A 12,342-nucleotide genomic window follows, 5' to 3' on the forward strand; every position below is an offset into this window, starting at 1 on the left:
GTCAGTCGTCGCGACGGCCCAGCGCGTCGAGTTCACGCAGGCCCGGGGTACGCGCGATGACGGCGGTGAAGCTGACCTTCTCGCTGGCCGCCGTCAGTCCGGCCAGCACCGCCAGGATCCCGGCCCGGCCGATTGGGCCGGTGCGGGCGGCCAGCGCCACGCCGAGCACGGCGCCGAGGGCGTTCGCGCCACTGTCGCCGACCATCACGTCCTCGTCGAGGTCGGCGGGGAGCAGTCCGGCGGCGGCACCCACCGCACCGGCGGCGATCCCACCGGTCGCGCCACCGACCAGCGGCGTGCCGAGCAGCAGGCCCGACTTCAGTGCCCGCCCGGGGCGCAGGTCGAGCAGGTTGAGCAGGTTGGCGGTGCCGGCCACCACACCGGCGCCGAGCAGCACGTCCACGGTCCGGCCCAGCCCGCCCTGGCGGCGCCGGCCACGGTGTCCGGCCACCCGGGGGTCGGCGGCGAGCAGCGCGGCGGCGCCCAGACCGGCCGCACCCACCCCGACGACCTTGACCAGGCCGGCGCTGACCCGCCCCTGCCGCAGGGCGGCGAGGTGTCCCGCGAAACCCTTGTCCGCCTTCTGCTCGGGCCGGGCACCGACCACGTCGTCGTAGAGCCCGACGGCACCGGCCCCAAGCCCGGCCACCAGCGCCGCCGCGCCCGCCGGCACGCTGGGCGCACCGCAGGCCGCCGCGCCGGAGGCACCCGCCGCGAGGGCCGGCCCGGCCGCCAGCGTCACCGTACGGCCGCGGAAGTTGGTCCTCGCCAGGGTCGGCCCGGCCGGGGAGGTACGGATCTCACGCAGCGCGTACCGGGTGGCAGCCACACCGACCCCCGCCGCCAACAGTCGACCGAGCACGCCCACGCCCCAGCTCACCTCGCTCGTTCACGCCGTCTGCGCCGCCGGGCGGCGGGCGGACATCGTCGAATCGGACACCCGGGGTGTTCCGTCGACTCACTGGGGCAGTTTAGGCAGCAGCCCGTCGACGTTGTCGCCCACGCCGTACTGGCCGGCCTTGCGCTCGGTGAGCTGCTGCACGACGGCCAGCGAGGTGACCAGCTGTCCCTGGACGGTGTTGGCGTTGTCAACGGTGGAGATGGTCTGCGCCAGCACCGCGTCACCCCGGACGAAGGAGACCAGGTTGCCGCCGGTGAAGCCGTTGCCGGCGACCACGATGCCGCCGGTGCGGTCGAACTGCTCGGCGATCTTCACCACCGACTCGTCCTTCTTGGCGGAGTCCTTGTCCACGTACGGCTGGCCGCTGACCACCACGACCGCCTCGGCGGAGTTGGTGATCCGGTCGGCGGCGGTCAGGTAGTTCGCGTTGCCGTACGCGGTCACCACCGCCCGCCGGTCGGCCTCGGTGACCGGCTCGGCGCCGGCCGGCTGGTCCAGCAGCACGGTGGCCAGCAGGGCGCTGGAGGTCTCCACGCCGTGCCCGTTGCCGGGCAGTCCACTGGTCGGCGCGCTGGTGGGCCGGGCCGCGGTGACCGCCAGCTCCAGCAGGTTGTTGTTGTTCTCCGGGTTGATGAACTTGTCCTGCAGGTCAATCCGCCCGATGACGTCGGCGTTCGCCAGCTCCAGCATGTTCACCACGCCCTCGGTGTGGTCCCGGCCGGTGGGCAGGCTGAGCACCAGCACCCGCTTGCCAGTCAGCTTGCCCGGCAGCATCACCTGGGCCATCTCGGCCGCGAACTCCTCCTCCAGCTCCAGCTCCCGCTGCATGTTCTGGACCGTCTGGCGCATCTGCTGGTTGTCCTTGCGCAGCGAGTTGACGGTCTCCTTGAGCGAATCCGCGACCGGGCCGTTGAGGGCGGCTGTGCCGACGACCAGGCCGATCGCCAACGCGAGGAAGACCGCGGTCAGGGACACCACGTGGTACCGGAAGTTGATCACGCTTACAGCCTCTTGATCGGTCGGGAGCTAGAAGAGCTGGCCGAGCTGGAACACAAAATTGTCCCACCATTCGGAGACCACGCCCAAATACGCCTTGCCGACGGTGGACACCGCCACCGCCGAGGCCATCGCCGCCACCGCCGACAGCACCAGCAGCAGCAGCGAGGAACCCGAGATGCTCTGCCGGTAGAGCCGGCTCACACCCTTGGCGTCGACCAGCTTGCCACCGACCTTGAGCCGGGTGAGGAACGTCGACGCCATGCCGCCGCGCCCCTTGTCCAGGAACTCGACCAGGGTGGCGTGGGTGCCCACCGCGACGATCAGCGAGGCGCCCTTCTCGTCGGCCAGCAGCATGGCGAGGTCCTCGCTGGTGGCGGCGGCGGGGAAGGTCACCGCTGGCACTCCCAGGCCGTTGACCCGGGGCAGACCGGGAGCCCGGCCGTCCGGGTACGCGTGCACGATCACCTCGGCGCCACAGCGCAGCACGTCGTCGGTGACCGAGTCCATGTCGCCGATGATCATGTCCGGCGTGTAGCCCGCCTCGACCAGCGCGTCCGCTCCGCCGTCGACGCCGATCAGCACCGGCTTGAACTCCCGGATGTACGGGCGCAGCACGTCCAGGTCGGCCTTGTAGTCGTAGCCCCGCACCACGATCAGGCAGTGCCGGCCCTGGATCTCGGTGGCGATGTCCGGTACGCCGACACCGTCGAGCAGCAGGTCACGTTCCTGCTTGAGGTAGTCCATGGTGTTGGCGGCGAACGCCTCCAACTGCACCGACAGGCCCTCTCGGGCGTCGCTCATCGCCTTGGCCACGCTCTCGGCGTCCTGCAGGCTGCCGTGCGCCAGCGGCTCGTCGCCGAGATAGACGGTGTTGCCCTCGATCCGCACGGTGTCGCCCTCGCGGATCCGTTCGAAGACGCCCTCACCGAGATCGTCCAGGAGCGGGATGCCCGCCGCGACGAGCACCTCGGGACCGAGGTTGGGATAGCGGCCGGAGACCGACGGCTTGGCGTTGAGGACCGCGCCGACGCCCACGGCGACCAGCGAGTCGGCGGCGACCCGGTCCAGATCGACATGGTCGATCACCGCGATGTCACCGGGGCGGAGCCGACCGACCAGGCGTTTCGTCCGGCGATCGAGGCGAGCGGTGCCGAGGATTCGTCCCGGTTCCGCGTTCCGGGTCCGGCGCAACGTGGGTAGACGCATCGTGACCATCCTGGCATGTGAGGCAGGCGAATCTGTCGCGACATGCCTGAGCAGGGCCGCCTACCCAGGGAAGCACAGATGAGCGAAGGCCGGTGTGCCTCCGCTCACAATGTCGGTCGTCACGACCGCCGTTCCCGAGCCGCGACGGCCAACAACTCCTCCGCGTGGGCGATACCCAGATCCGAGTCCGGCAAACCCGCCAGCATCCGGGCCAGCTCCCGGGCCCGCTCGGTGTCCTCCACCACGCGCACCCCGCTGGTGGTCACCGCGCCGCCGGTGTCCTTCGCCACCACCAGATGCCGGTCGGCGAACGCGGCCACCTGCGGCAGGTGCGTCACCACCAGCACCTGGTGGCTGCGGGCCAGCCGGGCCAGCCGACGCCCGATCTCCACCGCCGCCTGACCGCCGACCCCCGCGTCGACCTCGTCGAAGACCAGTGTGGGCGGGCCACCCGAGCCGGCGAAGACGACCTCGATGGCGAGCATCACCCGGGACAACTCACCGCCGGACGCGCCCCGCTGCAACGGCAACGACGGCGCACCGGGATGGGCCAGCAGCCGCAGCTCGACCTCGTCACCGCCGTCGGGCCCGACACCGACCTCCACCCCGTTGACCGGCAACGTGGGCTCGGCCCGTCCGGCCGGTCGGGGCAGCACCGCCACCTCGACGCGGGCGTGCGGCATGGCCAGCCCGGCCAGCTCGACGGTCACCTGCTCGGCGAAGCGCACCGCCGCCTCCTGGCGGGACGCCGACAACCGGCCGGCCAACTCGGCCACCTCACCCGCCAGCCGGGACGCCTCCCGATCCAGTTCCTCGAGGACCTCGTCGGAGATGTCCAGGTCGGACAGTCGGGTCCGGGCCCGCTCCGCCCAGGCGATCACCCCGTCGACGTCGTCGGCGTACTTGCGGGTCAGCGCCCGCAGCGCGGCCCGGCGCTCATAGATGCTCTGCAACCGGGCCGGGTCGGCGTCCAGCCCGGTGAGGTACGTCGACAACTCCACCGACACGTCGGCGACCAGGGTCGCCGCCTCCTCCAACCGGGCCGCCAACTCGCCCAGGGCCGGATCGGTGCCGGCCTGCGCCTCCAACGTCCGCCGGGCGGTGCCGAGCAACGCCGAGGCGTCCGTGGTGTCGTCGGTGGCCTCCAACCCGCCGGCCACGCACTGGTGGGCCACCTGCGCCGCGGTCCGCAGCCCCTCGGCGTGCTCCAGCCGCTGCGCCTCGGTCTTGAGCTCGTCGTCCTCGCCGGCCTGCGGGTCGACCCGGGTGATCTCGTCGAGCCCGAGGCGCAGCAGATCCGCCTCCTGGTGGCGTTCCCGCGCGTTGCGCCGCCGGTCCGCCAGGTCGTCAACCACCCGACGCCACTGCGTGTACGCCTCGCGCGTGGCCTCCAGCAGCTTCTCGTGCTCCGGCCCGGCGAAGCGGTCCAACGCGGCCCGCTGCTCGGCCGGGCGCAGCAGGCGCAACTGGTCGGACTGGCCGTGCACGGCCACCACCTGCTCGCCCACCTCGCCGAGCGTCGACACCGGCATGCTCCGCCCGCCCAGGTGCGCCCGGGAGCGACCCTCCACGGTGACCGTACGGCTCAGCAGCATCGCGCCGTCGTCGTCAGGCTCGCCACCGGCGTCGGTGATCCGGGCGTGCACCGATTCGGCGACCCGACCGGTGAGACGCAGGCGCCCCTCGACGACGGCCCGACCGGGCTGGGCACGCACCCGCCCGGCGTCGGCCCGGCCCCCGAAGAGCAGGCCCAAGCCGGTGACCACCATCGTCTTGCCGGCACCGGTCTCGCCGGTGATGACGTTCATGCCACCGGCAAGCGGCAGCGTGGTGTCCTCGATGACGCCCAGTCCGGTGATGCGTAGCTCCTCCAGCACAGCACCCGACAGTAGACGCGTGGCCCGACACTTGACCAGCCGGCGCGGCGACCCGGGTCAGCGGCGATTGCCTCGCCAACCGTGCACCGGCAGGTCGAACTTGGCCACCAGACGGTCGGTGAACGACCGGTCCCGCAGCCGTACGATCCGCACCGGCAGGGCACCGCGACGCACCGTGACCCGGGCGCCCGGCGGCAGGTCGTAGACCCGCCGCCCGTCGCAGCAGAGCACCGCCAGCGTGGTGAACGGGTCCACGGTGATCGAGAAGGTGGAGGTGGGCGCGGTCACCAACGGGCGGCTGAACAGGGCGTGCGCGCTGATCGGCACCAGCAGCAGCGCCTCCACCTCGGGCCAGACCACCGGCCCACCGCCGGAGAAGGCGTACGCCGTCGAGCCGGTCGGCGTGGCGCAGACCACCCCGTCGCACCCGTACCGGGACAGTGGCCGACCGTCCACGTCGACCAGCAGCTCCAGCATCTGGGCCCGCTCGCCCTTCTCGACGCTGATCTCGTTGAGCGCCCACGACTCGATCGTCGGCCCACCGTCGAACTCGGCGGTGACGTCCAGGGTCAACCGTTCGTCGACGCTGTAGTTACGGCCCACCACGTCGCGTACCGCGAGGTCCAGGTCGTCGATCTCCGCCTCCGCCAGGAAACCGACCTTGCCCAGGTTGATGCCGAGCAGCGGCACCTTCGCCGGCCGGGCCAGCTCGGCGGCGCGCAGGAACGTGCCGTCCCCACCGAGTGCAAAGACGATCTCGGCGCCCTCGGCCGCCTCCGGCCCGGTCACCGGCACCGCGCCCGGCAGGTCGAGGTCTTCGGCCTCCTCGGCCACCACCCGCACCTCGAAGCCGGCGGCGATCAGGTCGGCGGCGACCGTACGCGCGTGTTCCGTGCTGCGCCGGCGACCCGTGTGGGTCACCAACAGTGCGGTACGGGTCACCGGGAGTCCCGCCCACCGTGGGTCGGCCGTCGCGTCGAACCACCCGGCGGACGCACCCCCGCCGTGGCGGAGTTGCCCTCGTTCACCCGGCCACCTCCTTCGTCACCTCGTCACGCGCGTCACCAGCGGCGGCCGGAGCACCGGGCCCGGCCGCCACCACGGCCCGTACCCGTTCCGGATCGGCCGGTGGCGCGTCCCGGCGTAACCATACGAAGAACTCGACGTTGCCGCTCGGCCCGGGCAGCGGGCTGGCCGCCAGCTCCGCCAGCCCCAGTCCCAGGGTCGCGGCGGACGCGGCGACATCGAGCACCGCCTCGGCGCGCAGCGCCGGGTCCCGCACCACACCACCGGCGCCCACCCGCTCCCGGCCGACCTCGAACTGCGGCTTGACCATCAACGCCAGGTCGCCGTCGGCGGCCGTGCAGGCGGTCAGCGCCGGCAGCACCAACCGCAGCGAGATGAACGACAGGTCGGCCACGGTCAGGTCGACCTGCCCACCGATCGCCTCGGCGGTCAGCGTCCGGACGTTCGTCCGTTCCAGGACCCGCACCCGCTCGTCGGTCCGCAGTGACCAGGCGAGCTGGCCGTAGCCGACGTCGACCGCGACCACCTCGGCCGCCCCCGCCCGCAACAGCACGTCGGTGAAGCCGCCGGTGGACGCCCCGGCGTCCAGGCACCGCCGGCCGGTCACGGTCAGCCCACCGGCGGCGAACGCGGCGAGCGCACCGGCCAGTTTGTGTCCGCCCCGGGACACGTACTCGGAGGCGGGATCGGTGCCGGTGACCAGAAGCGGGTCGGCGGGGTCGACCATCGCGGCGGCCTTGCGGGCCACCACCCCGCGAAGCTGTACCCGACCGGCCTCCACCAGATCGGCGGCCTGCTCCCGCGAGCGGGCCAGACCACGGCGGACGAGTTCGGCGTCCAACCGGTTACGACGTGCCATGGGGGACGGCCTCCTCAGGCCTGGTCGATGGTGGCGAGCGTTTCCCGCAACGTCTGGTACGCGGCCTCGAACTGGGCGATCTGGTCGGCCGGGGCGAGGTTCGCGGCGTTCGCCATCGCCTGCACGACGGCGTCCACCGCCGGGTGTCCCACGGCGTCGGCGTCGTCACCGGACCACGACTGCGGCGGCGGACCCGGACGGGGCCCCGGCGGCGGCCCGGGCCGCGGCGAGACGCTCACCGCCGCGCTCCGGCCCTCGTCGCGCGGGTCACCGCAGCCGACCCGACGTCTCGCCGCCCTCCGGACGCCTGAGGCGGCCCGGGGCGACGCGAGCGAACCCCGGTCACGGCGCAGTGTCCGGGCGAGGGCGGGTGGCCTTCGCCGGTCGGGCCGGCGCGTCGCTGTCGGCGGGACGCGCCACCGCGCCCGGCGTCTTCTTCGCCACCGCCTTCTTCGCGACCTTCGCCACCGCCTTCTTCGCCGCCGGCTGATCCTCCGGGAACGGCAGCGCACCGGCCTTCTTCGCCACGGCCTTCTTGGCGACCGTCTTCTTCGCCGCAGCCGGCCCGGCCGCCGCGCCGGTCGGTGGGGCCGCCGCCGCGGTCTCGGCGGCCTCGGCTGCCACGTCGGCGGGCGTGCCGGCCTCCGGGCCGCCGGAGACCGGGGAGCGTACGGCGGTGTCGGCCATCGCCCGCAGCCGGCGTTCCAGCTCGCGGACCCGCCGCTCCAACTCCTCGACCTCGTCGGCGGTGGCCAGCCCCACCGCGCCGAGCGCGCGTTCGACCTCGAACCGCACCAGCTTGGTCAGCGCCTCCCGATTCTCCGCGCCGGTCGAGCGCAACTCCTCGGCCAGCGTCTGGAGCTGCGCGGCGGTCGCACCGGTCGAGCCGGCCAACCGGCGTACCGCGTCCTGCGCCTTCTTCCGGGGCGCCTCCGTCAGGCCCATGGCCAGTTCGAGGTAGGCGCGCCACGCGTCCTGCATGCCTGAGTCCTTTCACCCGCGGTTCCGGCAGGTGTCACGCTACCGGGCCGCGGTCGGCGTCCCGTGCGGTACGGTGCCCGGAGTATGACGTGGTGTGAGACGAGGAGGCGACGGTGGCCACCGTGGACGAGTGTCGGCAGGCGTTGCAGGATCTGGCCGCGCGGCTGGACCGCAACGCGGAGACCGTCCGCGAGCACGTCGACCTGGACCGCACCCTGGCCTGCCGGATCAGTGACCTGGAGACCGCCTTCCACGGTCGGCTCACCGGTGGACGGCTGGTCGGGCTGACCGACGGCGACGATCCCAAGGCGAAGATCGCCATGACCACCACCAGCGACGACCTGATCGCCCTGGTACGCGGCGACCTCGACGTCACCCGCGCGGTGGCCAGCCGACGCGTCTCGATCAAGGCCAACCCGTTCGACCTGATGAAACTACGCAAGCTGCTCTGAGTGCCGGCACGCCCACCGCGCCGGACAGGTGCGGCGGCACTCCCGGTACGTGGCTCAGCCGGTCAGGCCGAGTGCCTCCAGCGCCGTCGCCGCCTCCGGCGAACCCGCGCGCGGCACACCGTCCGGCCGACGCTCCCACGCCACGGCGCAGAGCGCCGCGAGCGCGTCCAGCGGTCGACCGCTGCCGGTCAACTCCCACCCGTCCGGCCCGGTCGTGACGCGCCAACCACCATGCTCCGCACCGGCCGCCGGCACCCGCACCACCGCGGTCGGCTCAAAGAGCCCCGCCAGGTCCCAGGCCACCGCCGTGGGCCGGCGGTCCGGCGGTGCGGCGAGCAACTCGGGTACGTCGCTGACGCCGGTGAGCACCAGCAGGCTGTCCAGCCCCGCCCGGTTGGCGCCCTCGATGTCGGTGTCCAGCCGGTCACCGACCACCAGGGAGCGGCCCTCGCCCGCCCGCCGCGCGGCAGTGGCGAACAACTCCGGCGACGGTTTGCCCACCACCTCGTCGGGCTGTCGGTTCAACGCGGTCGCCAGCGCGGCGACCAACGAACCGTTGCCCGGCAGCGGTCCCCGTCCGCTGGGCAGCGTCCGGTCGGTGTTGGTGGCGATCCACGCGGCCCCGCCGCGTACCGCCACCGCCGCCTCGGCCAGGTCGGTCCAGCCGACCTGCGGGCCGTACCCCTGAATCACCGCGACCGGCGCGTCGTCGGCACCGGAGACCGGGGTCAGACCCACCTCGCGGATCTCCGCCCGCAGCGCCTCGGCACCCACCACCAGCACCGGCGCGCCGGCCGGCAACCGCTCCCCCAACAACTGGGCGGCGGCGGCCGCGCTGGTCAGCACCTCCTCCGGCCGAGCCGGTACGCCCATCCCGGTGAGCAGGTCGGCCACGTCGGCCGGTCGGCGCGAGGCGTTGTTCGTCGCGTACGCCACCGCCCGGCCCTCGCCGTGCAGCCGGGCGACCGCCTCGACCGCGCCGGGGATCGGCCGGTCGATCAGATAGATCACCCCGTCCAGGTCGAAGACGACCAGGGTGTACCCGTCGACCAGCCGCTCCCCGTCACCGCTCATCGCCGCTCGGTCTCCTCGGACCGCTCGCCGTCCGTCACAGACGACTCACCGACACCGCTCGCCGCCGGAGCACCGGACGCCTCCACGACGTCCGCGTCGACGACCTCGTCACCACGCGACTTCGCCTCGACGGCCGCGACGCGGTCGTCCCCGACCTCGTCGTCCGCCGTCCGGTCCGTCCCGCCCCGGTCCGCCGCGGCCTCGTCTCCCACCGCCTGGTCGGCGACTCGATCCGCCGGCCCCTCGGCCGAGGTCTCGTCTCCGGTCAGGGCCTCGGCGGCACCAGAGGCGTCCCCGGCGCCGACGCCACCGGTGATCTCGGCACCGTCGTCGTCCGCGTCCTCGTCCTCGATCGCGTAGTCCTCGGCACGATCGCCGCTGACCTCGCCCTCGGCAGCCTCGACCTCTTCGGGGCTCTCGTCCTCAGTCAGCTCGCTGTCCGGCCGGGCCGGTACCGCACCCGGAGCACCGGGACCGGCGACCAGTTCCTCGGTGGCCTCGTCCTCGTCGTCGCCCTCGATGACCACGCCGTCGAGTTCGAGCAGCCGCTCCGCGGCGTCGGTCTCCGCCTCGGCGTCGACCTCGGCCGCACGGGAGAACCACTCCCGGGCCTCGGCCCGACGGTCCACCGCCAGCAGCGCGTCCGCGTACGCGTACCGCAGCCGGGCCGTCCACGGCTGGGCCGTGTCGGTGGTGAGTTCGGGCACCTGGAGCATGGCCACTGCCGCGTCCCGCTGCCCGAGGTCGCCGCGCGCACCGGCGGCCACGATCAGCAGCTCGATGGCGACACTGGCCTCCAGCTTCTCCTGCTCGGCACCACGGAACAGGTCGATGGCCCGTTCGGGCCGGCCCAGCGCCCGCTCACAGTCCGCGAGGACCGCGAGGTGACTCTGCACACCACTCATCCGGTGGTACGTCCGCAGTTCCGCGATCGCCGTCTGCCATTCGCCCGAGTGGTACGCGGCCAGACCGACCGCCTCGCGAACAGCCGCGATCCGGGACGCCAGCCGACGGGCGGCCATCGCGTGGGCCAGCGCCTCGGCGGGGTCCTCGTCGATCAGTTGCCCGGTCGCCACGAGGTGCCGGGCCACGGTGTCCGCGACCCCCTTCGACAGCGACAGCAGCTCGGCGCGTACGTCCTTGTCCAGGTCGGTCGCGACGATCTCGTCCGGCAGCACCGGCGCCGGCGTACGCCCCTCGGACTGGTCGGACCCGTCACGCCGATCCCGGTCGTCACGGAAGCCACGGTCCCGGCGCTCGTCGCCGCGCTCGTCCGGCCCACGGCGGAACCCGCCGTCGCGGCGCTCGCCGTCCCGGAAGCCCGAGCCGCCTTCACGGCGATCGTTGCCCCGGAAACCACCTTCGCGACGGTCACCGGAGCGGAAGCCGCCCTCACGACGGTCACCGCCACGGAAACCACCTTCCGAACGGTCGCCGCCCCGGAAGCCGCCCTCACGACGGTCACCGTCCCGGCGGTCCGGCCGGAAGCCGCCTTCACGGCGATCGTTGCCACGGAAACCGCCCTCGCGACGGTCACCGTCGCGTGCGCTGCCCTCCCGGCGTGCACCGCCACCGAAGCCGCCCTCGGTACGCCGATAGCCACCGCCGTCGCCCTGACGGCGGTCGTCGCCGCCCCGGCGAGAGCCCTCGTCCCGTCGATCCGCCCGGTACCCGCCCTCACGACGGTCACCGGAGCCGTGGTCACGGGCCGGACCGCGCGAGGCGCCGTCCCGGTCCCGCGAACCGCCGTCCCGGAAGCCACCCTCGCGACGCTCACCACGGAACCCGCCCTCGCGACGGTCACCGTCGCGACGGTCGTTGCGGAAACCACCCCGGTCCTCGGAACCCCGGCTGAAACCGCCCTCGCGGCGCTCACCCCGGAATCCGCTGTCCCGGCGGTCACCACGGAACCCGCCCTCACGGCTGTCGCCGTCCCGGCGGTCGCTGCGGAAACCACCCTCACGACGGTCACCACCGTCGCGACGCTCCGGCCGGAAACCGCCCTCGCGACGGTCACCGTCACGGAAGCCACCCTCACGACGGTCACCACCGTCACGACGCTCCGGCCGGAAACCGCCCTCACGACGGTCACCGCCACGGAAGCCACCCTCACGACGGTCGTTGCCGCGGAAGCCACCCTCACGACGGTCACCACCACCGTCACGACGGCCGCCGCGGAAGCCGCTGTCCCGGCTGTCGCCGCGGAAGCCACCCTCACGACGGTCACCACCGTCACGACGCTCCGGCCGGAAACCGCCCTCACGACGGTCACCGCCACGGAACCCGCCTTCACGACGGTCCCCCCGGTAGCCGCCGGAGCTACGGTCGCTGTCGCGGAAGCCACCGGTGGGCCGATCACCTCGGGCGCCCGTGCCACGCTGGTCGTTGTCGCGGCGGTAGCCCGGCCGGTCGTCGCCCTGGCGACGCTCGCCGAACCCGCCCTCACGCCGCTCCCCACGGAAGCCGCCGGAGCCGCGTTCGCCACGGAAGCCGTCCCGGTCGCCACCGGAGCCACGCCGGTCGCCACCGAAACCGCCGCCGGTACCCCGGTCGCCGCCTCGGTAACCGCCCTCACGACGGTCGCCGTCCCGACGGAAGCCACCGGACCGGGAACGGTCAGCACCGTAACCGCCGGCGCCACGTCCACCGTCGCGGGAGTCACGCTCCCGACCGCGCTCGTCGCGGTGCGACGGACGGTCGCCACGGCGGTTGTCGCCGTCACGGTCGCCGGGCCGGCCCTCGTAGCCCCGGGGACGGTCTCCGCCCTGAGGTCCAGAACTCACTGGTACATCCTTCCTGAATACGTCGTTCCACGACGCAACGCAGTCGAGGGCCGTCCCGATTCCGGGAGGCCCTCGACTGTAACGTGTGCCCGGCGGTGTCCTACTCTCCCACACCCTCCCGGGTGCAGTACCATCGGCGCTGGAGGGCTTAGCTTCCGGGTTCGGAATGTGACCGGGCGTTTCC

General features: G+C 73.4%; 10 protein-coding genes, 1 rRNA gene and 1 pseudogene. 1 reads left to right on the plus strand and 11 read right to left on the minus strand.

What is annotated here, in order from left to right:
* Window position 1: 1 nt before the first annotated feature.
* The 8 genes from ACZ31C_RS25245 to ACZ31C_RS25280 all read right to left on the minus strand — a co-directional run bounded on the left by ACZ31C_RS25245 (window position 2) and on the right by ACZ31C_RS25280 (window position 7,849).
* Entirely contained in the window at window positions 2–868 is an 867-nt protein-coding gene (locus tag ACZ31C_RS25245) for a hypothetical protein (RefSeq protein WP_465797388.1), read from the minus strand.
* A 90-nt stretch (window positions 869–958) separates the two neighbouring features.
* Window positions 959–1,900, minus strand: coding sequence for a copper transporter (locus tag ACZ31C_RS25250; protein WP_396752516.1), 942 nt, complete (start codon window positions 1,898–1,900; stop codon window positions 959–961).
* A gap of 27 nt (window positions 1,901–1,927) precedes the next feature.
* Window positions 1,928–3,106 carry a putative cytokinetic ring protein SteA gene (steA, locus tag ACZ31C_RS25255; RefSeq protein ID WP_131054654.1) on the minus strand — a complete coding sequence of 393 codons (1,179 nt, stop codon included), beginning with the start codon at window positions 3,104–3,106 and terminating at the stop codon, window positions 1,928–1,930.
* 119 nt (window positions 3,107–3,225) lie between these two features.
* Window positions 3,226–4,983: a DNA repair protein RecN gene (gene recN / locus ACZ31C_RS25260; protein ID WP_350700386.1), complete on the minus strand. Its 1,758-nt coding sequence runs from the start codon at window positions 4,981–4,983 to the stop codon at window positions 3,226–3,228.
* A 57-nt stretch (window positions 4,984–5,040) separates the two neighbouring features.
* Window positions 5,041–5,925 carry an NAD kinase gene (locus tag ACZ31C_RS25265; RefSeq protein WP_350700385.1) on the minus strand — a complete coding sequence of 295 codons (885 nt, stop codon included), beginning with the start codon at window positions 5,923–5,925 and terminating at the stop codon, window positions 5,041–5,043.
* An 82-nt stretch (window positions 5,926–6,007) separates the two neighbouring features.
* Window positions 6,008–6,868 (minus strand): TlyA family RNA methyltransferase, encoded by an 861-nt coding sequence (locus ACZ31C_RS25270; RefSeq protein ID WP_465797375.1) that lies wholly within the window; start codon window positions 6,866–6,868, stop codon window positions 6,008–6,010.
* Between the two features lie 14 nt (window positions 6,869–6,882).
* Window positions 6,883–7,107 (minus strand): hypothetical protein, encoded by a 225-nt coding sequence (locus ACZ31C_RS25275; protein ID WP_465797376.1) that lies wholly within the window; start codon window positions 7,105–7,107, stop codon window positions 6,883–6,885.
* Between the two features lie 103 nt (window positions 7,108–7,210).
* Window positions 7,211–7,849 (minus strand): hypothetical protein, encoded by a 639-nt coding sequence (locus tag ACZ31C_RS25280; RefSeq protein WP_465797377.1) that lies wholly within the window; start codon window positions 7,847–7,849, stop codon window positions 7,211–7,213.
* Between the two features lie 113 nt (window positions 7,850–7,962).
* Between ACZ31C_RS25280 and ACZ31C_RS25285 the strand changes: the two genes are divergently transcribed.
* Window positions 7,963–8,301, plus strand: coding sequence for an SCP2 sterol-binding domain-containing protein (locus tag ACZ31C_RS25285; protein WP_465797378.1), 339 nt, complete (start codon window positions 7,963–7,965; stop codon window positions 8,299–8,301).
* A 54-nt stretch (window positions 8,302–8,355) separates the two neighbouring features.
* Here the strand turns inward: ACZ31C_RS25285 and ACZ31C_RS25290 are convergent, their stop codons facing one another.
* The 3 genes and pseudogenes from ACZ31C_RS25290 to rrf all read right to left on the minus strand — a co-directional run.
* On the minus strand, window positions 8,356–9,375 hold the full coding sequence (locus ACZ31C_RS25290; RefSeq protein WP_465797379.1) for an HAD-IIA family hydrolase: 1,020 nt from the start codon (window positions 9,373–9,375) through the stop codon (window positions 8,356–8,358).
* 185 nt (window positions 9,376–9,560) lie between these two features.
* Window positions 9,561–10,466, minus strand: a pseudogene (locus tag ACZ31C_RS25295) (tetratricopeptide repeat protein); the annotation flags it as partial.
* Window positions 10,467–12,245: 1,779 nt separating this feature from the next.
* Window positions 12,246–12,342: ribosomal RNA gene (rrf, locus tag ACZ31C_RS25300) — 5S ribosomal RNA — on the minus strand; the annotation flags it as partial.

The organism is Micromonospora sp. NPDC023869 (genome assembly GCF_055559695.1).

What these genes read in the sequence shown, in the direction of transcription:
- steA (WP_131054654.1), bottom strand. Translation starts at nt 3,106, where the DNA reads ATGCGTCTACCCACGTTGCGCCGGACCCGGAACGCGGAACCGGGACGA.
- ACZ31C_RS25270 (WP_465797375.1), bottom strand. Translation starts at nt 6,868, where the DNA reads ATGGCACGTCGTAACCGGTTGGACGCCGAACTCGTCCGCCGTGGTCTG.
- ACZ31C_RS25280 (WP_465797377.1), bottom strand. Translation starts at nt 7,849, where the DNA reads ATGCAGGACGCGTGGCGCGCCTACCTCGAACTGGCCATGGGCCTGACG.
- ACZ31C_RS25290 (WP_465797379.1), bottom strand. Translation starts at nt 9,375, where the DNA reads ATGAGCGGTGACGGGGAGCGGCTGGTCGACGGGTACACCCTGGTCGTC.